22 protein-coding genes and 1 tRNA gene are annotated in these 19566 nt (G+C 69.0%); all 23 read right to left on the reverse strand.

All coding sequences use genetic code 11. The features are described 5' to 3' along the window. Positions 1–4: 4 nt before the first annotated feature. Positions 5–880: an N-acetylmuramoyl-L-alanine amidase gene (locus N0B34_RS03720; RefSeq protein ID WP_263729947.1), complete on the reverse strand. Its 876-nt coding sequence runs from the start codon at positions 878–880 to the stop codon at positions 5–7. A gap of 78 nt (positions 881–958) precedes the next feature. Next, positions 959–1318, reverse strand: coding sequence for a hypothetical protein (locus N0B34_RS03725; protein ID WP_263729948.1), 360 nt, complete (start codon positions 1316–1318; stop codon positions 959–961). Then, the gene (locus tag N0B34_RS03730) at positions 1315–2379 is read right to left on the reverse strand and encodes a fibronectin type III domain-containing protein (protein WP_263729949.1); all 1065 of its coding nucleotides are present in this window, start codon (positions 2377–2379) and stop codon (positions 1315–1317) included. The genes N0B34_RS03725 and N0B34_RS03730 overlap by 4 nt, the downstream gene beginning before the upstream one ends. A 1-nt stretch (position 2380) precedes the next feature. Continuing rightward, a complete protein-coding gene (locus tag N0B34_RS03735; RefSeq protein WP_263729950.1) occupies positions 2381–3073 on the reverse strand; it encodes a hypothetical protein in 693 nt (230 codons plus the stop codon). Between the two features lie 80 nt (positions 3074–3153). Continuing rightward, complete coding sequence (locus tag N0B34_RS03740; protein WP_263729951.1) at positions 3154–3333, reverse strand: hypothetical protein; 180 nt, start codon at positions 3331–3333, stop codon at positions 3154–3156. A gap of 6 nt (positions 3334–3339) precedes the next feature. Then, positions 3340–5976, reverse strand: a complete 2637-nt coding sequence (locus tag N0B34_RS03745; RefSeq protein WP_263729952.1) for a Gp37-like protein — start codon at positions 5974–5976, stop codon at positions 3340–3342. A gap of 15 nt (positions 5977–5991) precedes the next feature. Continuing rightward, entirely contained in the window at positions 5992–6393 is a 402-nt protein-coding gene (locus N0B34_RS03750; protein WP_263729954.1) for a phage tail family protein, read from the reverse strand. Between the two features lies 1 nt (position 6394). Continuing rightward, a complete protein-coding gene (locus N0B34_RS03755) occupies positions 6395–6844 on the reverse strand; it encodes a phage tail family protein (protein ID WP_263729955.1) in 450 nt (149 codons plus the stop codon). Positions 6845–6852: 8 nt separating this feature from the next. Beyond that, a complete protein-coding gene (locus N0B34_RS03760; RefSeq protein WP_263729956.1) occupies positions 6853–9888 on the reverse strand; it encodes a hypothetical protein in 3036 nt (1011 codons plus the stop codon). Between the two features lie 2 nt (positions 9889–9890). Further along, entirely contained in the window at positions 9891–10142 is a 252-nt protein-coding gene (locus N0B34_RS03765) for a hypothetical protein (protein WP_263729958.1), read from the reverse strand. 110 nt (positions 10143–10252) lie between these two features. Continuing rightward, positions 10253–10591 carry a phage tail assembly protein gene (locus N0B34_RS03770; protein ID WP_263729959.1) on the reverse strand — a complete coding sequence of 113 codons (339 nt, stop codon included), beginning with the start codon at positions 10589–10591 and terminating at the stop codon, positions 10253–10255. Positions 10592–10713: 122 nt separating this feature from the next. Then, on the reverse strand, positions 10714–11268 hold the full coding sequence (locus tag N0B34_RS03775) for a hypothetical protein (RefSeq protein WP_263729960.1): 555 nt from the start codon (positions 11266–11268) through the stop codon (positions 10714–10716). An 84-nt stretch (positions 11269–11352) separates the two neighbouring features. Further along, complete coding sequence (locus N0B34_RS03780; RefSeq protein WP_263729962.1) at positions 11353–11835, reverse strand: hypothetical protein; 483 nt, start codon at positions 11833–11835, stop codon at positions 11353–11355. A 2-nt stretch (positions 11836–11837) separates the two neighbouring features. After that, positions 11838–12167, reverse strand: a complete 330-nt coding sequence (locus tag N0B34_RS03785) for a DUF5403 family protein (protein WP_263729964.1) — start codon at positions 12165–12167, stop codon at positions 11838–11840. Positions 12168–12169: 2 nt separating this feature from the next. Beyond that, the gene (locus N0B34_RS03790) at positions 12170–12526 is read right to left on the reverse strand and encodes a hypothetical protein (protein ID WP_263729965.1); all 357 of its coding nucleotides are present in this window, start codon (positions 12524–12526) and stop codon (positions 12170–12172) included. Further along, on the reverse strand, positions 12523–12975 hold the full coding sequence (locus N0B34_RS03795; protein ID WP_263729966.1) for a hypothetical protein: 453 nt from the start codon (positions 12973–12975) through the stop codon (positions 12523–12525). Before N0B34_RS03795 ends, N0B34_RS03790 begins: the two co-directional genes overlap by 4 nt. Before the next feature lie 64 nt (positions 12976–13039). After that, complete coding sequence (locus N0B34_RS03800; RefSeq protein WP_263729967.1) at positions 13040–14116, reverse strand: hypothetical protein; 1077 nt, start codon at positions 14114–14116, stop codon at positions 13040–13042. 74 nt (positions 14117–14190) lie between these two features. Beyond that, positions 14191–14757, reverse strand: a complete 567-nt coding sequence (locus N0B34_RS03805; RefSeq protein ID WP_263729968.1) for a hypothetical protein — start codon at positions 14755–14757, stop codon at positions 14191–14193. After that, positions 14754–15776: a hypothetical protein gene (locus N0B34_RS03810; protein ID WP_263729969.1), complete on the reverse strand. Its 1023-nt coding sequence runs from the start codon at positions 15774–15776 to the stop codon at positions 14754–14756. The genes N0B34_RS03805 and N0B34_RS03810 overlap by 4 nt, the downstream gene beginning before the upstream one ends. After that, positions 15773–17182, reverse strand: a complete 1410-nt coding sequence (locus tag N0B34_RS03815) for a phage portal protein (protein WP_263729970.1) — start codon at positions 17180–17182, stop codon at positions 15773–15775. Before N0B34_RS03815 ends, N0B34_RS03810 begins: the two co-directional genes overlap by 4 nt. Positions 17183–17191: 9 nt before the next feature. Next, positions 17192–18886 (reverse strand): phage terminase family protein, encoded by a 1695-nt coding sequence (locus N0B34_RS03820; RefSeq protein WP_263729971.1) that lies wholly within the window; start codon positions 18884–18886, stop codon positions 17192–17194. Continuing rightward, on the reverse strand, positions 18883–19305 hold the full coding sequence (locus tag N0B34_RS03825) for a hypothetical protein (protein WP_263729972.1): 423 nt from the start codon (positions 19303–19305) through the stop codon (positions 18883–18885). The genes N0B34_RS03820 and N0B34_RS03825 overlap by 4 nt, the downstream gene beginning before the upstream one ends. Positions 19306–19476: 171 nt before the next feature. Beyond that, positions 19477–19549, reverse strand: a tRNA-Met gene (locus N0B34_RS03830). Positions 19550–19566 lie beyond the last annotated feature (17 nt).

Here is a 19566-nt window from a genome sequence, read left to right on the forward strand (position 1 = left end):
TCCGTCAGAACCGCCCTTCGTTCAGGCGCCCCTGCAGAGCGCGGATCATCGTGGAGGGCCGGGAGATGAAGCCGTCCACGGGGGTGCCGAGGTACTTCTGCAGCGCCCGGATGGTGTCGGCGCCCATCACGCCGTCCGCGCCGAAGCGGCCCACGCCGATGCCGCAGGCGATGAGCTTGTTCTGCACCGCCCGGATCAGCGTCGAGCTCGGGCTGGAGATCACGCCGTCGACCGGCGTGCCCATGACCTGCTGCCAGCGGCTGATGGTCTTCGGGCCGAGGTAGCCGTCCACGTCCAGCGCCGCGGGAGCGGCCGGAGCTGCAGGGGCCACCGGGTTGGACGCCGGCACGACAGAGCCACCAGCGATCGCGGCCACGCGCGCCAGGAAGGCGTCCCACGGGAAGGAGGCGCCCGGGTCGGTGTGCGAGCTCTGGCGGTAGGCCAGCGTCACGTCGTAGTGGCCGACGATGCCCTTGGCGCCGGCCTTCAGCTCGGCGACGGACAGGTGCCGGATCGGGATGTCGTACGCCTGGCACCACTGGGCCACCCGCTGCGCAGCGCGCTCCAGGATCGCTTGGGAGGCGGCGTCCTGCCAGTCGCCCGAGGTCTGCCCGGCGCGGCCGGCGAGCTCGATCTGCAGGCCGTCAGCGTTGGCGCCCGGGGCAGCCCAGGCGGTGTCGGCGTCCGGGACGTAGCGGCACTCGGAGTCGGTGTCGACGCCCACGTGCGCGGACGCCTGGCGGGCCGGGTTAGCGAAGGCGTTGCCCACGGCCTCGGCGACGTTGGCGTCGTTCTCGTCGACCTCCATCGTGTGCACCACCACGACGCGGATCGGCTTGATGCGGCCGGCGTACTTGTTCGGGGACAGGATCTCGCTCATAGGGCTTTCGCCCTCCCTTCTTGGCGCACGAGAAAGGGCCCCCGGCTCAGTGCCGAGGGCCCTTCTGCGTGCGGTGGATCAGTCGTGCGGCCGGGCCGCTATGAAGTCGTCGAGACGCTTGCCGAGCAGGATTCGCTCCTGCCGCTCGAAGCGGGCGTCGTCTCGGATGCCGCCGAGGGAGAGGGAGTGCTGGCGCAGGATCTCGTCCGTGCGCTTCTGCCCCTCGACGAGCTGGTCGATCCCCGCGATGGCGCGGTCAACGTCGTCGCGCAGGTTCGTGGTGTGGTCGTTCGCCACGTGGTACTTGGTGGCTGCCATGTCCTTGCGCAGCGCCTTGGTGTCAGAGCGCATTCGCTGGAACCAGTAGCCGAGGAGGGTGACGATTCCCGTCACGATGGCGACCTGAACGGTCGGGTGCAGCGTGGTGAAGACGCTCACAGCTTCCACGCTCCGTTCGCCTTCTTGTAGACCTTGCCGGGCACCCAGGCGCCGTTCACCTTGATCCACACCTTCGCGTTCACCCAGGAGCCGTTGACCTTGACCTTGCCGCCCGAGAGCGTGGTGAAGCTGACGGTCGAGGACCAGGCGCCCCAGCCCATCGCGTTGCCCGCGCGCACGCGCACGTACTGGACGGTGCCGGGGATCAGGCCGCTCAGGGCGCCCGTGGTGAAGGTCTGCACGTTGGTGGTGAAGGCTGCGTCGGTGGCGACCTGGACGTTGTAGTTGGTCAGGGTGGAGCCGCCGTCATACGGGGCCGTCCAGCTGACCAGGGCGGTGTCCGGCTGGATCGAGCCGACGCTCACGTTGGTCGGGGCATCGGGGACGGTCGCCAGGGTGGTGAACACCCCCATCGCGGCCCAGCCGGACCAGCCGGCCGCGTTGTGCGCGTGCGCCGTGTAGTAGTACGTCGTGGCCCGCTGCAGCCCGTAGGCGTTGAAGGACCCGCCAGCTGCCGAGGCGACGACGTTGCCGCCCTGGCCGGGCCAGGCGTTGTTCGTCATCACGTACGCCTCGTAGGCGTCGACCCCGGCGCCGTGGACGTCGCCCGGCTGGTAGACGTAGATCGACGCGCTGTTCGAGCTCACGTTGCCGTGGCCGATGCCGGGCGGGTCGGGCGGCGACGGGGGGCGCGCCGGCAGCGTGAAGCCCACCGACACGCTCGGGCGGGCACCGTCGTACAGCGGGCCGGTGCTGGCCGCGAAGGTCCAGCTGGGGCCACCGCTGTAGCTGGTGCCCTGGACGCCGATGTCGTACGTGCCGATGAACGTCGTGACCGAGCCGCCGCTCGGGGAGTAGAAGTGGTACCCCCACGAGCCGCCGAGCGATCCGCCGAAGCTCAGCGTGTAGTCGCCGTTGTAGCCCCAGCCGTTCGTGCCGTAGTAGAAGTCGGCGTAGACGTGGGACTGGGTGGTGCCAGCCCCGATGTCCTCCCAGCGGACGTTGACGCCGATCCGGGCCTTGGAGCTCCATCCGCCCCACTGGATTCCGGTCTCGGCCATGTCAGATCCCGAACCAGAGGTCGCCGTTGGCGCCGTCAGCCGCGGTCGGAGCGGAAGCGCTCACGAAGATCGTGCGGCCGTCGATGGTGCTCTTGGTCGGGCGCCCGCTGATCGAGCCCCACGACAGGAGCGGCGTCCAGGCGCTGCCGGTCCAGAACTCCCAGAGCCCGGCCTCCTCGTTGTAGCCCAGCTGCCACTTGCGCGGGCTCGCCGGCCGAGTGGCGTTGGTCCAGGGGCGCAGGCGCATCCCGGAGCGGGGCCGGCGCAGCGTCACGGCGCTGGCCGGGATGGTGACGGCGTTGGCTGCGACGGCGACGTCGGCCAGCGGCAGGTCGTACTTGTCGGTGTCGGTCTGCGTCAGGGCCGGCGCCGCGGGGGATGTGGCGGCGGTGCCCCTCAGCACGAGCAGCGCGATGGTGTTTGCCACCGGGTCCAGCCGCACGACCACGGTGTCGATGCGCGGGTTGGACTCGCCCGTGGCGATCGCGAGGGTCTCGACCGCGGTGCTGCGGTAGGCGAAGCCGCGGACGAACGCCTGGCCCGCGGCCACCTTGACGTTCAGGCCGGAGCCGTCAGCGGTGACCGTCAGGTCACTGTCGCCCACGACGCCGGTGTCCTGCAGCTCGCGGAACATGTAGGAGAAGTCGGACTCGGAGGTGTCCAGTCCGTCGAACGGGTAGCCGATCTGCGCCATGCGCTACGGCCTCCTTTCTGGGCGCGCCGAGAAGGCCCCCGCGCTATGCACGAGGGCCTTCCGGCGAGGCGGGGGCTAGGTCAGACGGTCGGGTTCGGGATGTCGGCGACGATGGCGCCGGGGATCGACACGACCAGCGCCTTGGCCGGGAAGCCCCTGATGGGGTCGGGGCTCGACTCGGTGAGGCTGATGAACGTCAGCGAGACGTTGCCGGTCGCCTCGTCGTACTCGACCGAGCTCGGGCTGTTCGAGAAGATCATTAGGGGTTACCCCTCCGCGAATCCGTAGATGTTGTTCAGCGACCACCAGACGTTCACTCCCGCAATGGGACCGAGAGCGGTGGCACCGAAGTCGGTGCGCCCGACCCTTTCCTGTGCGTTCATTGTGTGAACCGTGGTCCCGGCCATAGAGCCCCGGTAGTTGGTCGGCACTGCGCAGATGTCTGGCTGCCCGCCGCCAACGCCGCCATTCCTGATGAGGCCGCGCCAGTGCACGATGCCGTCCGCCGCGACGTAGCACGACGCGCCCGGGAACGTTGCCGGGTCGTAGTTGACCCAGGAGCCCCCAAGAGGAACGCCGTACCACGAGGAGTCCGGCGCGAGCGCGCTCGGCACGAGGCACGTGTTGCTCACGGAGAAATAGACGAAGGAGCCGTTGAGGCCCCCGCCGTACTTCCACACGTACTGCGAGGCGTTGTTGATGTGCTGGGAGCAGAAGGCTCCTGCGTTGCCCATTCCGTTCACGTGGATCTGCTGCCGTGGCGCGGCAGCGCCAGGGAGCTGGGCGAAGGGTGTATCCGCGCCGGGGCTGCTCGCGCGGCCGACAAGGCCACGGAACCAATAGCGCCCGAGGGAGTCGACCCAATACCCAGCCGTGACGTTGTTCCAGTTGTACTGCGTGAAGCCGTTCAGGTAGGTGAACGGCGTCCATGCCGAGTCGGGCGCCACGTCCGAGGCGGGGAACACGATGTCCGAGAGGTTGACCCACTCGCACCAGTTGCCCGACGCTCCTCCGACGAAGTAGACCGAGCCGTCCGGGTAGACGTCCACGCGGGCTGCCTGCGTGACCAGGGCCGAGTCCGAGGACGTCGAGCCGAAGATCGTGTGCGAGGTCGGGCGGTACCCCACGGGCAGCGTCATGATGAGGCTGCTCGCCTCGTTGGCGCCGGGCTTCCTCACGAGCCCCTGGAGCATGACGATTCCGGCGCTGGTCTTGATGTACCGGGCAGAGGCGAAGCCCCCCGTGTAGTTCTGCCAGCCGTTGACGAGGGTCGCGTTCTGCCAGCTCGGGCTGCCGGCGAAGGTGCCCGTCGCGGGGATGTACCAGGACACGCCATCGGTGGTGGCGCGCTGCAGCGGGGGCCGGTACTGCGCCAGCGTCACCGTCAGCGGGGTGGCGGGCGTCGGCTTCATCTTGGACGCGACGTCGAGCCACATGGCTGTGCTGTCGACCGTCACGTCGCCCTCGGCGTGCCACGGGCCCCACGCCTTCGAGGCCACGACACCGCGGCGGTGGTACGTCTCGACGACGGCCAGGCCGTTGACGGCACGGGCGCTGGTGAAGCTCTGGATCGCGACCGTCCCGCTCTCGGCAGCGGCCACCGAGAAGTTGCCGTACTTGGTGGGCGGGAGGTTGGCGATGCTCGTCGCGTTGGCCGTGGGGACCGTGTAGTCCCCGGGCGTGATGTAGTCGTTCATGTTCGCGCCGCTGGGCACGACGACCGGGGGCTTGTCGAGCGGGATCTCGACGTTGCGCTCCAGGTAGTCCACGCGCTGATCGATCCGCGAGGGCTGGGTGGCGGTGAAGTCGGTCGCCATGCCCGTCTGGGACAGGCCGACCTGCAGCCGCAGGCCCTGGTCGTCGACCACGATCACGACGGCCTGGGCGATGGCGGTGATCTCCCGCCCCTCGATGACCGCGGTGACGCGATCGCCGAGGTACCAGTCCTTGCCGTAGGCCATCGTGGAGTCGTCCATCGGGACGAACTTGACGACCTTCTGGGCGACGCCCTCCTGGGCCAGCACCTCGTCGCCGGCCTGCTGCAGCTCGGTGACGACCCCGGTGTTGCGGCGGTCGAGGAACTTCTCGATGCGCCGCCCCCAGAGAGCTTCCTGGGCCAGGGACTCGGTGGTGGTGCGCTCCAGGAACTGCCGGTCGGTGCCCTCGTCCTGACCGGCCACGATCGCGCGGGTGGTGATCGGGCCCGACTCGCGCACGTCGTAGGACGCGAGCGTGTTGTTCCAGATGTCCATGCGGATCTCGCGACTGCGGTCGACGACCTTGAACGTCTCGAAGACCAGCTGGGAGCCGCGCTGCACGACGCGGAAGCCGAGGTCCGTCGTGGCCGCGATCTCGTTGAGCCACGAGCCCAGGACGGGGAAGCGGGCGTTCTTGGTGATGGTCGGCCCGCGGCCCTGGTTGGTGCCCATGACGAGCTTCGCCACGCGACGCGACGCGGGGGCGCCCGGGCCGATGTTGGCGTTGACGTAGGCGTGCAGCAGCGTCTCGACTGGACCCGTGCGGGTGTCGTGCGCCGAGGCTGCCTGGCCGGCCATCGTGTCCGAGGTCGGCACCGGCCACGCCAGCGCGTCGGACAGGCGCACGTCGTCGGTGACGCCCGAGACCGTGACCATGCCCTCCGGAGCACTGGAGGATGCGGTCGAGGCCGACTCGTCGGCGAGACCGGAGAGCAGGAGCATCCCGCCAGGGCCCGTGACGATGAGGCCGGCGCCGGGCTTGCGCAGCTCGGCCGTCATCGGGTGTTCGAGCGGGAGCGTGATGCTCCACTCGCCGACGTTGCAGTAGACGACCTTCAGCGTGAACGTCGCATCGGTGGGCAGGATGACGCCCACGCGCCCGAGGTTCTTGTTGCGCACCTCCAGGGTGATGTCGCTGATGTCCATGCGGGATCACCCCTCTCAGATGGCGAGCCAGCGCCGCGGGCGCCACGAGACGGCGATGCGGGACTTGCCGGCAGTGGTGTCGAGGAACTGGACGGCGGCGCGCGTCACGCCCGGGGGGATGGCCCACATCCGGGGGGCGGTCGCCAGCTCGCTGTAGCGGTTGGCGCCGGTCTGGTCGACGCAGGTGCCCAGCTCGGTGTTGATCGTGATGGTCTGGCCCTCCAGCAGAGAGCCGGTCCACTCCAGGGTGTCGCCGGAGGGCGCCACGGCCTTGAAGTGGTTGCCCGGCCCTCGCACCTCCCAGACCGGGTAGGCGTCGGCGTCGCCGCTGTTCTCCAGGTCCAGCGAGCCGACCATCTGGGAGGCGGAGACCTTCAGGCGGGACAGGTCGGGCAGAAGTCCGCGGTTGGTTGCCAAGTCAGCCGATCACCTTCTGCTGCGCCTGCTCGGCCACCCAGAACGGGTTCGGAGCTCGCAGCGTGATAACAGTTCGGATCTCCCGCTCGCCGTCCGTGTCGGCGCCGTAGGTGTAGGTGCCGCCGCCCACTCGGTAGACGTTGCACCACCACGACGAGCCGTCGTCCTCGATCATGCGCAACTTGCACTTGCCGTCGAGCATGAGGGCCAGGCGCGACCACAGGGACCGGAGATCCTTGCGGTCGCGCCCGAGGATGAGCAGGGGAAGGTCGATGTCGCGGGGCAGCACTCGCCGGCCGCGGAATGTGGCGCCGTCGCCGGCACCTTCGAGCCATCGCACCTCGACGGGGGGCAGGCCCAGCCCGGTCACACCGGACAGAACCTGCACCCCCCGTCCGTACTTCAGCACGTAGTCGAGGTCGAGGGAGTCGTTGTCGGATTCCAGCGCCATGCTCGGCATTAGAAGCCCACCATCCTTCCTCGGTCTGCAGCTGCAAACAGGTCCTCCTCGGCAGAGAGGGAGTTGTTCTGCGCCGCGTAGTAGGTGAGGTTGTTCTGACGAATGAGCAGCGAGGAGCTCTCGGCGCCGCTAAGCGCCGCGTGCGTTTCCTCGGCCATCTGGCGAGCGGCCTGCACCGCGTTGTTCGCGCGGGCCTGAATGCCGTCTGCCATCGCGTCCGCGATCGACATTCCCGAGTACAGGACCCAGCCCTTGCCCGAGAACGGGCCCTCCTTGGCGGGGCTGAACGGGAACAGCTTCCGGATGTCCGACAGGACGCCGGAGACCATCGCCTTGGCAGAAGCCGCGCGGTCGCGGATGCCCTGTGTGAAGCCGTCGATCAGCGAGCGACCGGAGTTGGTCAGCCAGCTGCCGACGTCGCGGAAGATGACATCGACGACGTTCCGGAAGCCTTCGAGCACGTTCGAGGCGCTGGAGATCGCGCCGCCGATGTCCTCGCCGAAGCGACGGAAGCCGGCGCCGGCCTCCTGAGCCTTCTGGTAGACGTTCTCGATCACCTTGGCGCCAGCTGCCAGCATCGGGATGAGCTGGGAGTTGAGCGCCTGCGACACGAAGACGATCACCGGGAGCATCACGCTCATCGCCTGGGTCAGGAGCGGCACGAGCTTCATCGCCAGGGGCGTGAGCTGCGTCGCGAGCTCCAGGCCCGCCTTGGCGTTCTCCAGCAGGAGCGGGATCTGCGGGGTCAGCTGGTCGATCAGGTCCGAGAACTGCTGCGTCAGCTGCGGCAGGATCGGGTACAGGCTCTCCAGGAACATCGTCGCCAGGTCGGCGACCATCGGCAGAACCTGGACCAGTACGCCGGCCCACAGCCCGAGCGCGTCGGCCAGCATCGGCGCGAGCGACTGAGCCACGGGGGCCAGCGCCACGGCGATGTCAGCGATCGCGGTCGCGAGCACCGGCAGGATCTGGGCGATGGGCCCGGCGATCGCTGCCAGGAGCGTCGTGGTCGCGTCGACCAGCGGCCCAAGCGCGGGCGCCAGGGCGGCGATCGCGTTGGTCAGGCCAACGGACAGGATGTCCACGACGGGCATGAGGCCGTTGAGCAGCCCCACCAGTGCCGGCGAGACGGCCTGCAGCAGGGTCGTGACCAGCGGGGCGAACGCCTCAGCGAGGTGCCCCACGACGACGGCGACCGCGCCGATGATGTCGGCCAGCGGCTGCCACGCCGGGGTGAGCAGGTCGACCGCCGTCAGCAGGGAGTCGAACAGGCTCACGAGCCCGTCCTGCAGCGCGGCGGACGCCAGGGCGTTCGCGATGTCGCGCAGCAGCGTGCCGATCGCCGGACCGGCGCTGTTCATGATCTTGTCGAAGGTGTCCGTCAGGGCGACGAACAGCTTCTCGATCGCAGGGCCGGAGATGTGCCCGATGGCGTACATCGCCTCGTGCGCGGCCTGCAGCGCCTTGGTCATCCCGGTCTGGAAGGCCGGGGTGTCGACCGCCGCGTGGATCCGCTCCAGCGTGTCGGCGACCATCGAGATCGTGGAGCCGCCTGCGGCCTCCGCTGCCCGGCCGAGGCCGGCGAGGATGCCACCCGCCTGGCCGATGAGCCGGCCGAGCTCGGTGAAGTTGAAGATCGCGACGTCGAGCCAGCTCTGCAGCCGGCCGTCCTCCTGCGCCTTCGTCAGGAAGGCGTCGAAGCGGTCGGTGATCGAGACGAACCACGTCGCCAGGCGCGGCAGGTAGCCGGCGCCGACCTTGCCGAGGGTCGCGATGATGCCGGTGAGGCTCGCGGTGCCCTTCTCGGCGATGACGATGGAGTCGCTGAGGTCCTTGAACATGCCGGCGAGCTCGCCGTTGAGCGCGCCCTTCAGTCCCTTGGCGAGACCGCCGAACCACGTGCCGAGGCTCGTGGAGATGTCCTTCATGCCCGCGGCCACCTGCGGGAACAGGGAGTTGATGAGCTCCTTGATCGGAGCTGCGGCCTTGGCCCAGAAGTTCGCGGACATCGAGTCCTGCAGCTGCTTCCAGGCTGCCCCGGCCTTGGTCGCGCGGCCCAGGCCGATCGCGAAGTCGGGGACGTACTTGTTGAAGTCCTTCAGGGCGACGGCCGAGGCGATGACGCCGATAGCCATTCCGCCGAAAATGCCGGGGAGGGCGAGGGCTGCCGGTCCGATCTGCGCCAGCGAGGACGACAGGGCGAACAGGTTGCTCGACGCGGAAAGGCCCCAGCCGGCGACGCCGGCAATGCCCAGCGCCACGGCGCCGAGCTTGGGGACGGCCTTGTCCAGGTTCGACAGCCAGTCGCCCCAGTCCTTCACCATGTCGCCGATCATTCGGCTGCCGGAGAGAGCGGCCAGCGCGGTGGCGACCTTGGCGGCGGACTTCTTGTTCAGGTTGACGACGATCTCGGTGTAGCGGCGCCGGTTCAGCAGCGCGAGCTCGGCGCGAGCCTTGGCTGCGTCGACCGCGGCCTGGAACTCCAGCTTCTTGCCGTCGTAGTCATCGACGATGTTGTCGAGCTCGTGCTTCATCCGCTCCATGTCGAAGCGGTTCATCTTCACGGGCACGTCGACTGCGGCGAGATCCGCCAGCTCCTTGCCCAGGCGCTTGGACGCCGCGCGCACGGACTCGATGTCGTTGAAGTCGACCTTCAGGTCCATCGTGGTGTTCTTGCGCAGCTCCTCCAGCTGCGCCTTCGTCGCCTGCAGGTCGGCCTTGTTGAGGGCGACGTGAACGTCCACCTCGTCGATCTTCTGCAGCTGACGGTCGATGTCGGCGATCGCGTTCTGCACCGAGGCGAAGGAGTCCTGGTTCACCTTGATGGTGATGGACTTGGCGGTGCGCTCGGCCTCGTCGATCGCGGCGTTCAGCTTCGTGCGAAGGCCCGTGTCGTCGAGGTCGAGACCGACCCGAATGCGCTGGACCGACTTCTCGATCTTGCGCAGGTCGTTGCGCAGGTCGCTGGCAAAGTCCGCGGTGTCGGGGACCACCTTGACGGAGACCTTGCCGACGACGACGCTGTTCTTTGCCATGCCTACCTCCGGTGCATCTTTGCGAACAGACCGGCAACGGTCTGAGGAGTCTTCTTCTCGGCCTTGTCAGCCGGCCGGGGGAATGGCTTGAACTTGGGCGCCTTGCCCTTTTCCCACATTCCCGTGGCCTTGGTGTTCGTGTTGATCGCGTCGTAGACGCTGGCAAGCAGGTGGCGGTCGATGCCCCACCCGAGGTTCTCGGCGCCGCCCTGCGCCAAGGCGGTGGTCATGCTGTCGTCGGGCAGCCTCTGCACGAGCGAGACGAGAAGGCGCGGGGCCGGTCCGCGACCGTCGATCACTTCTGCTAGGTCGATGCCGTAGTAGAAGCGGAGGTCGGCGTAGAGCCCCGCGCCGTACTTGTCGATCAGCTCGCAGAGGCCGAGGCTTCCCCCACCTGGACCTGCTGGGAGTAGCCCTCGAACAGGACCGCCAGCATCGCCAGGTCGCCGCCGATGGACTTCACGAGGGCCTTGCCGGCGCTCGGGTTCTCCGCCACGGCGACGATCAGCTCACCCAGGAGCTCCTCCTGGTCGCTGCCCTCGTCGTTGAGCTTGCTCTGCAGGTCGAGGACGGCCTTGCGCTTGGCCTTGGTCATGCGCAGCGGGTTGACGAGGCGGACGGTCGAGCCGTCCAGCTCCACGTCGAAGGAGCCGTACTTGGCCTCAGCGGCGGCGCGGATGTCGTCGAGCGTCATGGTGGACATGGGGTTGCGGACCTCCAGGTGTGGGTGAACAGGGGGAGCGGACCTACGTGCTCGCCAGGGGTGGCGACTCCCCCCGCGCCGGGTCCGCATCACAGCGCGGGGGGAGTGGTGCTAGGCGCCCGTCAGGGCGCGATCGTGCCGAGCGGGGTGACCGCGTAGGCGAAGGAGTTGGTGCCGTGCACCAGCGGGGTGATCGAGAGCGGCAGGCCGGCCAGCGACTCCGTGTCGGAGAACGCGATGGTGTCCGAGCCGAGGATCTCCGCCTTCGGGACGTAGATCGCGAAGACGTTGGTGCCGTCCACGAACACGGCCAGGAACGCCTTGACGGTCGGGACCGGGTTCTGCGGCACGCCGAGGGTGCCGTCCGCGTTCTCCACGGCGTTCGAGCCGTAGTAGAGCTTCAGGGTCGGCTTGTCGAACTGCTGGACGGTGACCGTGAAGGTGTCGACCTTCGTGGTGCGCGAGGTGCGCAGCGTCTTGTTCTGCAGCGTGCCGAGCACCGTCACGTCGCCACCGGAGGTGTCCTGGGAGAACACGTCCTGCAGCGAGGTGTGGCCGATGCTCTCCCACGTGCCGGTCGGGATCGCCGTCAGGTCGGTCGGGAGCACGGTGCCGGGCTCCGCGGTGAAGTAGTTGCCGGTGTTGATGACCAGCGTCGCGTTGTCGTTCAGCGCCATCGCCGGGGCCTCCTAGGTTCGTCGGGGCATGAAGAAGCCCCGCGGCGCAGGGAGCGCGGCGGGGCTGCGGGTGGGGGCTGGAGCTCAGCGCTCCTTGCGGATCGAGACGAGGTAGTGCGTCTCGTAGCGCCAGACGCCGGACGGCAGGTCGGCGAACTGGACGGGGCCCGAGGACGTGGCCCAGTCGGTGACGCGGCTGGGCTCCTCGGTCATCGTGATCTCGATGACGGAACCGCGGCCGGGGATGACCCGGTGCGAGAGCCAGGCGTCACGCAGAGCGACGCGGACGGCCTCGGAGATCAGGGCTGCGGCCTCGTCGCCGTCAGGGTCCTGGGCGAACACCTGCAGCTCCACCAGGGCTGCGTCGGTGAAGCGGGGGTCGCCGTTCCAGCCGCCCATGCGGTGACCGCGGCGCACCACGATGAACGGGAACGTCGGGGTCTTGGGGATCAGCGAGTAGATCGGGATGTCGGGGAAGTCCTCGCGCAGGAGCGCGAGCATGAAGTCCTCGATCGGGCTGAGCTCTAGCCGGCTCAGGACGGATGCGGGCAGGTTCGGGGTCGCCATCGTCAGCCCTCCGCCCATCCGAATGCCTTGCCGAGTGCACGCACCGGCTTGGAGTGGCGGATGTTGCCGTGCTTGTCGATGTAGTCGGCGCCGAACTCGATCGAGCGCGCGGCGCCGTAGCCGCGGTCGTCGCTGAGGATGACGTAGCGGTCGATCGTGCCCTTCTCGACCAGGATCTCGGAGTGGCCCTGGTCGACGTGGGCAGCCAGCACGGAGCGCGCGATCGCGGCCCGCTCATTCGCCACTCGGGTGAGCTCGCTCTGCACGACGTCGAGACGGGCGATCAGCCGCTCGATCTTCTGGCCGTTGACGACCTTGTAGACGAGAGCCACCGTCACACCCCCTCGCCGGCCGCGTTCGGCCGCTCTCGGATGTCGACGGACTGGTGCCGCGTGCGGCGCGTGCCGTAGCGGATCGCGGGCGGCGCCACGACGTCCCACTCCCGGCCGTTCCACAGCACCCGGTTCCAGACGTAGACGTCGGGGATGTTGGGGTCGACGAGCATCCGGTAGACGTCGATGGTCTGCTGGCCGGGCACCTCCGCCTTCGAGGAGCGCTGCGGGATGAACGCCGCGCGCACCTCGATGGGGCGAGTCTCGTCGACCTTCAGCACCACGTTGCCGCGGTTGTCGGTGATCTTGGCGAGGGCGTAGACGATGGCCTTCTGCCCCCGCCGCCGCTGCAGGCTCACCAGGGGCCCACCGGATCAGCGAAGTACGGGAAGGGCGTCGCGTCCGTAGGGACCATGCCCACGGTCGGCAGCGTCTTGGTCGGGCCGTACGCCACGACGACGGCGGACGTGAGCGCGTTGGGCCGGACCAGCCGCGTGAGCAGCTTGATCTCGGCGGCGGTCAGGTAGACGGTGCCGGCGTTCTCGCCCTGCTGGTCCCAGGCCAGCGTCTCGTCGCCAGCTCGCGACTGGGTGTAGCCGTCCGGGTTCGCCATGTAGCGCTTGGCCGCGGACAGGGTGATGGTCTTGGCGATGTGCGGCGCCTCGGCCGCGGTGGGCCAGCTCTTGCCGTGGGCTCGCACCAGCATCGAGGCGTCGTCGAGCGCGCCCTCGGCCTGGTCCAGCTCCTCGGGGGAGAGCTCCCAATCGAGGCGCTTGGCGAGCTCTGCGACGGTCGCGAAGGGCTCCATGCGGTCCTCCTCTCATGGGGCGAGCCGGGGGCCAGGCTCAGTGCCCAGCCCCCGGCTCATGGGGTCACGCGGTCGGCGCGTCCGGGATCGTCGGGGCCTTGACCCCGGTGATCGTCGCGAGCTCGGTGGCCCGCTTCTCCGCCTCGGTGGTGCCGGCCGTCACCTTCGGGACGACCGTCGCTGCCGTCGCGGACGCCTTGTCGGGCGTCAGCTCCAGCTTGATCGCGCGCACGAAGTGGTCGAAGTCGCCCACGAACGCCTGCTTCGTGTTCGGGTCGCGGCCGACCAGGACGTCCCGCACGTTGCGGAAGCCGCGGTAGGTGTTGAACACCGACCGGTCGCGCATCTTCTCGGTCTCGTAGTCGCGCAGCCACCGCAGCGCCACGCCCTCGTAGGACGAGGTGGCGCCGAAGGGCACGGACTGCGGGACGCTCGGGGCGCCGTTGGCGAAGATGAACGCCGAGTCGACCAGCGCGAAGGCGTCGGTCGGGTCGATCTCCTGGGCCACCACGATGTCGAAGCCGTAGCGCCGACCCAGGCTCGCGTCGCGCAGGGCACTGACGGCCTCGGACTCACCGACGTTCTGGGCGAGGTTGAGCTTCTCGTCCTCCAGGAGCGTGGACTCCCAGTCGGTGCCGACCAGCAGGGTCCGGCGCGTGCCCGGCGCCTGCAGGCGGTTGAGCATGGCGCGGGCGCGGATCAGGGCCCAGCGCATCGCGTACTCCGGCACGCCGAGCACGACGTCGTACTGCGCCTTGGACAGGTAGTCCGCCGCCTCGAAGTTCAGGCCCTTGGCGAGCGCCTCGGTCTGCTTGCGCGCGAGCTTCGTCCAGCCCTTCAGGTCGAAGTCGTTCTGCTCGTCGGTCAGGCGGACGGCGTTGTAGGCGTCGCCACCGAAGGTGACGGGCACCTTCCGCTCCTTGTACTCGTCGAAGACGATCGAGCTGGAGCGGTCGTTGCGCCACCCGTAGGTCCGGAAGGGCAGGACGCCCTCGACGGTGACGTTGATGGTGTCGTCCTCGGCACCCTTGTACTGGTCGATGCCCTCGCGCTGGAACACGGCCGGGACCGTGAGGGACTGCTCCAGGAGCACCGCGGCGGTGGCGGCGATCTTCTCGGGCTTGACGATCTGGTGGACCATGCTTCATGCCTCCAGGGGCTAGTGGCGCGACTGCCGCGTCACTTGCACGCAGCCGCATGGGGGAAAGGTGTGGATCAGTACCGCGAGGTGCGCGCCTTGCGCGCTGTCGCCACCGGGTCGAAGGCGTCGTCGTCGTCGCTCGGGTCCAGCCCGCCGCGGAGCTTGGCCGGGTCGGTCTCGACGGCCGGCGCGGCGATGAGCTTGGCGAGCGCCTTGGCGTCCGCGACCAGCTCCTCCTCGGTCGTGCCGACCAGGCGAGCGGCGAGCTCGGCGGGCAGCTTGTGTGCCGTCGCGACGCGCTCCCTCACGAGGGCCGTCTCGCTGGCGGCGAGCTTGTCGGACAGCTCCTTGACCGCGGCCTCGTACTCCTCGGGGCTCTTGGCCTTCGAGAGGGCGTCCTGCGCGGCGCGGAGCTGGGTGCGGTAGTTGGCGCTCTCGCGCCGCACGCGGTTCAGCTCGGTGGTGAGCCAGGCGGCGTCCTTGCCGCTCTCCTCGCCCTCGGCCGGCTCCTGCTCGGTGCCGGTCTCCTCGGCGGACGTCTCGGTCGCCTCAGCGGCCGGCGCCTCCTCGGTCGAGCCGCCGCCTTCACCGTCGTCGGTGGCGATGAAGCGGAGTCGGGGGTTGGCGAGTGTGCGGATCATGCGGACGCCTCCTGGGCGGTCTTGGTGTCACCGCTCCTGGCGGTGCGCTTGGTCAGTGCGAGGTAACGGCGCCACTGGGAGTAGATGTCTCCATTTCCCAGGTCGCCGTCGTACTTCTGGAAGTCCTTCCACACCTGCGCGTAGTGGCGGTTCTCGGCGAATGCCTCACCGTTGTCGTCGCCCTTGTTGAAGATCGGGACGACGGTGCAGCCGCAGTTGTTGTGGTACTTGTCCCCGTCGCCGTAGATGGCGAACTTGGCGGACTTCTCGGACTTGTAGACCGCGCCGCGCGAAATGAGCATCGCGCAGAAGTGGCACGGGTTTCCGTCGCTCACGCGCGCCCAGCCGATCGCCTTGGGGTCCTTGGCGATCGCCTCGAAGACGGCGTTGCGTCCGCCGTCCCGCACGATGCGGTCGGCGGTGGCAGCCACCTCGGCCCCGGTGACGTCGCGCGCATCCTGGCGCGCCTTGTCCACGGTGTCCGCGGGCTGTGTGGTGTCGAGCTCGTCGAGCTTCTTGGTCAGCCGGTCAGGGCCGGTCGCCGCCAGGGTGACCGCCGCTTCCCGCTGTGCCTGGCGCTCGATCGCGTCGGTCAGCTCCAGCAGCTGCGTGAGCTTCTGGTCGATCCGCACCACGGCCTTGTCCAGGCCGGGCGCTTGCTTGCCGGGTGCCGGCGCGCCAGTCGCTTCGACCAGCAGCCGGAACTCGCGGCGCAGCTCGTCGAACGTCGCCTCTGCGGCGCCGGCCGCGCCGGGCTTGGGCACCGTCTCGTCCAGGCGCAGGGCCCGCGCCAGCCGGTAGTAGGCGACGGCGAGGTCGTGCGTGGCCGAGCGTCGCGCCATGACGAGGTTGACCACCTGGGCCAGCCACGCCGTGCGCTCTCGGGCCTGGGCGTTGGACGCCAGCGACTGCCACAGCACGAGCACCTTGATGGCGGTCTGCGTGCCGGTCTTGGCGAGCGCGGCCTGGAAGCTCAGTGCGGCAGCGTCGGCCTCAGCCGCCCGCGCCGCGGTGGTCACGCCGCCGCCAGCGTCGGGCCGGTGTCAGCGCCGAGCCCCCCGAAGCCGGCCTTGGAGATCGCTGCAGCGAGCGAGCCCTGCGAGTCGTCCTCGGTGTGCATCGCGTTCCAGTCGTCGAGCTCGACCTGGGTGACGCCCGGCACGCGCGGCCACAGGCCGCGCTTGGGGATGCCGAGCTGGTCGGCGAGCTTGCCCAGGGCGTCCGCGGACTGAGCGAGCGAACGCTGCTCCATGTCGCGCCAGACGACCTCGCCGGAGAAGTTCTCGGCGTTGGTCTCGTCGCCGTTCAGGCGCGCCGCGAGGCGGAAGACCCGCTCCCACGACTCGCCGAAGCCCTTGCGGAACTCCTCCACCTTGCGGCTGAGCGCGGTCTCGGCTGCGGCCAGTGCCTCAGCGGAGATGTTCGCGATCTGCCCGAGCAGGTGGTGCGGCGGGGTCTGGGAGACCGAGGCCAGGTGTCGGATGCTCATGTCGATCGAGGCGATGTAGCCGTCGAGCGGCGTCTCGTCGAGGGAGCCGAACTTGACGCCCTCGTCCTCGGCGAACAGGAACCGGCGCGCGTTGTGGTCGATCGGCAGCGGCTTGGGGTTGCCGGCCGCGTCGAGCACCGGGTCGCCGTTCTCGTCGCGCTCGATCGGGGGCGCCATGCCCGTGACGTAGCGGACCTTGAAGGAGCCGTACGTCTGGGCCACCAGCAGGTCGAAGACCGTCTGGTTGATCCGGTCCTGCAGCGGGATCATCGGCTCGATGACGCCGACCGTGCGACCCTCCAGGTCCACCGAGGCGGAGAAGCGGGTCACGGGGCAGGTGTCAGCGCCGTGCCGGACGCCGGCCTTGACCTTGGGGCCAGCTGGCGTCAGGGCCACCGCGTACTTGTAGGTGTCGTCCCACAGGTAGGCCAGGCCCTCGGTCTCGCCGACGAGCGGGAACTCCACCGTCAGCGCGGCGTACGGGTCCTCGTCGTTGGCCGGGTCCACGAACAGGGCCGCGGTGCGCAGGGCGCTCAGGCCGCGGAAGTTGACGTGGCCGTTGCGCTTCTCGGTCAGCACGAAGGAGTGCCCGTAGCTGATCGCACCGCGGTAGACCGCGGCCTGGCGGGCGTCCATGCGCGAGCGCTGCCAGTAGCCCCACTCGGGGGAGTCGCCGGACTGACGGGAGTCGCCACCGGCCGCGTGGCCTCGGCGGAACCCGTCCACGTACATCGCCTGTGCCGGCGTGGCGACCAGGAGCGGCATCCAGTTGGACACGGCCCGGCGCGCCAGGAGCCGGTACTCGGCGTCGGCGTTGAGCGGGATGTAGGGGTCCGCGTGCTTGCCGTGCAGGTAGTCGTCGATGCGCTTCAGACGCGCTTCGTCGCGATCGAGGATCGCGAGCAGGCGCTCTGCCAGCTTCTGCGGGCTCGCCATTCACACCCCCTAGAGGAAGTAGCCACGGCCCGTCTTCTTCTTGACGGTCTTGCCGCGGGCGTTGAGGTCGTGGAGGCACTCGAAGGCGAGGAGCATCGCGGCGTAGGCGTCGACCTTGCGGGGCGACTCGCGCGATTCCTTGCCGAAGGAGATGCCGTAGTTGTTCGACCGGCGCCGCGCATTGAGCACGTGCCGGCGAAGGGTCTTGTTCCCGTTGTGGGAGAGCTTCTGGTCGAAGATCGTCCGCATGAGCCGCTCGTGGGCGAAGGTGATCTTCTTCAGCGACTGACGCATGTCCCAGCCGATTGCGGAGAAGCCCGCGGACTTGACGGCCAGGCCGTCGCCGTACGCCTTCTCCCATTCGGAGATGTAGGACTCCCACAGCGCGACGTCGGCGTAGAAGCCCTTGACGTCGTAGAGGCGGAACGTCTCGTGGACCACCGAGTCGACCATCTCGCGGTCGATCTCCCAGCCGTCGCCCTGGGGGCCGTCCGGCTTCTCCCAGATCCCGAGCGGGAACACGCAGGTGTCGCGCACGCGGATGGCGACCAGCGCCGTGGCGTCGTCGCTCTTGCCACCGTCGAAGCCGAGGACGATCTCGTCGCCAGCGGCGAGCTCCGACTCGGGCTGCTCCAGCGGATCCCACTGGGCCTGCGAGTAGAGCGCGTCCTCCTCGGCGACGATCTGGTTCAGCCACATGCGCCGGGAGCGCGAAACGGCGATCGTCGCGTTGAGGATCGACTTCATGATCGACTCGATCTTCAGCCACTTCGAGTCGCCTCGAACCATGTCGAGAATGACGGGAAGGACCTTCGGATCCATCGGCGCGTGAGCCGGTGCTTCGAGCGAGTCGTACATCATGCCGACGTCGACCAGCTTGCCCTCGACGGTCTTGTCGTACGCCTCACGCCAACGCTCTGCGACGGAATCCTCGCCGGGCAGGTAGGCGTTCGTGATCGCCAGGTAGCGGCCGTCCATCTTGGTCGCGTTGTTGACGATCGTGTCGTACATCTGGGTGCCGTTGTTGCCGGCGACCCAGTGGTGCGTCTCGTTGAGGAGGATGAAGCTGGACCGGCCACCTTCGAGCGCGCGGAAGGAGCTGGTGACCGCTTCGAGGCGGACACGCGAGCCCATCGCGTAGGTGATCTCGGCGCCGGACCGCACGTCGTACGTGGCCTTGAAGTGGTCCGACATGATCGAGGGGAACAGGGTCGCGGTGTTCCGCGTCTGGCTCTGGTTGACGGCTGCGATCTGGACCCAGGCAGCGGGGTTCCGCTTGCCGACCGGGCGCTTGGCGCCGGTCTTCTTGTCCAGCTCCCAGTGGTCGAAGCGGCTCGGGCCCACCAGCTCGACGAGGCACAGCACCGCGGCGAGCGGGTCCTTGCCGTGCCCCTTCAGGCGCTGCATGACGCCGGAGCTGTAGATGAACTCGCCTCGCTCGTTGAGGGCGTACCACCACAGGACGAACCGCAGCTGCTCGGGCGTGAACTGCCAGCGCCCCTGTCCGTCAGGGCCGTGGAGGAACTCGGCGCACCAGCCGGCGATCTCCCACCCGAGGGTGTACTCGGGCAGATCCCACGAGCCGTCCGGCTTCTTGCGCCACGTCGGCCCGATGCACACCGGGGCGTACTTCTGGCGCAGCTGCTCCTCGGAGAGCTCGTCGTCGGGGATGTCGTAGAAGGGGATCGCGCTGGGCGCGCTCACGCCACCCCGAGGGCAGCGCGGTACTGGTCGATCGCGACGACCGCGGCGGAGGTCTCCTCCTGCGGCGGCGTGACCAGCTCGATGCGGGCCTTGCGCCGGTCGGACTCGGTGAGCATGAGCCGGCCGAGGCCGTCGAGGATCGTCTGCAGCATCTGCGAGGACCGGCGCGTGTTGCTCGCGTAGGCGGTCACCTCGTCCATGAGGAAGACCGCGAAGGCCCAGTCGCTGTCCTGGAAGAAGTCGGCCTGGCCGGAGGTCTTCAGCGCGTTGAAGATCCGCTTGGCGCGCGGGTGCCAGCCCGGGTCGACGCGGGGGATGGTCACCTCGCGCAGCACGCCCTTGGTCACGGGCGCCACCTCGCCACCACGCCGATCGCGGGGACGCTGCAGCTCGGACTCTCGCTTGCGGGGAGTGGGCACGGCGCTCACCTCCGGATGGGCGGGGCGCGCGGAGCGCGCCTTGGGCGGGTTGGGGTTGTTCTCGCTGAACGTCGCCGTTGCGTGTCGAGCCGTTCGCGGATTTTTCGGGAAAGACGAAAACCCCAGCATTTCGGCGCATTCATTTGCGTGAAAGAGGCTGGGGTGTTTATGTAGCGGGGGTGGGACTCGAACCCACGACTTCCGGCTTATGAGGCCGGCGAGCTACCAGCTGCTCTACCCCGCCGCGATGGGCGCCGCCAT

Source organism: Cellulomonas sp. SG140, from assembly GCF_025770785.1.
In the GTDB taxonomy this organism is placed as follows: domain Bacteria; phylum Actinomycetota; class Actinomycetes; order Actinomycetales; family Cellulomonadaceae; genus Cellulomonas.

Bases quoted from the DNA above. Each gene is read 5' to 3' on its own strand.
- N0B34_RS03720 (WP_263729947.1), bottom strand. From the start codon at position 880: ATGAGCGAGATCCTGTCCCCGAACAAGTACGCCGGCCGCATCAAGCCG.
- N0B34_RS03730 (WP_263729949.1), bottom strand. From the start codon at position 2,379: ATGGCCGAGACCGGAATCCAGTGGGGCGGATGGAGCTCCAAGGCCCGG.
- N0B34_RS03735 (WP_263729950.1), bottom strand. From the start codon at position 3,073: ATGGCGCAGATCGGCTACCCGTTCGACGGACTGGACACCTCCGAGTCC.
- N0B34_RS03740 (WP_263729951.1), bottom strand. From the start codon at position 3,333: ATGATCTTCTCGAACAGCCCGAGCTCGGTCGAGTACGACGAGGCGACC.
- N0B34_RS03745 (WP_263729952.1), bottom strand. From the start codon at position 5,976: ATGGACATCAGCGACATCACCCTGGAGGTGCGCAACAAGAACCTCGGG.
- N0B34_RS03755 (WP_263729955.1), bottom strand. From the start codon at position 6,844: ATGGCGCTGGAATCCGACAACGACTCCCTCGACCTCGACTACGTGCTG.
- N0B34_RS03760 (WP_263729956.1), bottom strand. From the start codon at position 9,888: ATGGCAAAGAACAGCGTCGTCGTCGGCAAGGTCTCCGTCAAGGTGGTC.
- N0B34_RS03770 (WP_263729959.1), bottom strand. From the start codon at position 10,591: ATGTCCACCATGACGCTCGACGACATCCGCGCCGCCGCTGAGGCCAAG.
- N0B34_RS03775 (WP_263729960.1), bottom strand. From the start codon at position 11,268: ATGGCGCTGAACGACAACGCGACGCTGGTCATCAACACCGGCAACTAC.
- N0B34_RS03780 (WP_263729962.1), bottom strand. From the start codon at position 11,835: ATGGCGACCCCGAACCTGCCCGCATCCGTCCTGAGCCGGCTAGAGCTC.
- N0B34_RS03795 (WP_263729966.1), bottom strand. From the start codon at position 12,975: ATGGAGCCCTTCGCGACCGTCGCAGAGCTCGCCAAGCGCCTCGATTGG.
- N0B34_RS03800 (WP_263729967.1), bottom strand. From the start codon at position 14,116: ATGGTCCACCAGATCGTCAAGCCCGAGAAGATCGCCGCCACCGCCGCG.
- N0B34_RS03805 (WP_263729968.1), bottom strand. From the start codon at position 14,757: ATGATCCGCACACTCGCCAACCCCCGACTCCGCTTCATCGCCACCGAC.
- N0B34_RS03815 (WP_263729970.1), bottom strand. From the start codon at position 17,182: ATGGCGAGCCCGCAGAAGCTGGCAGAGCGCCTGCTCGCGATCCTCGAT.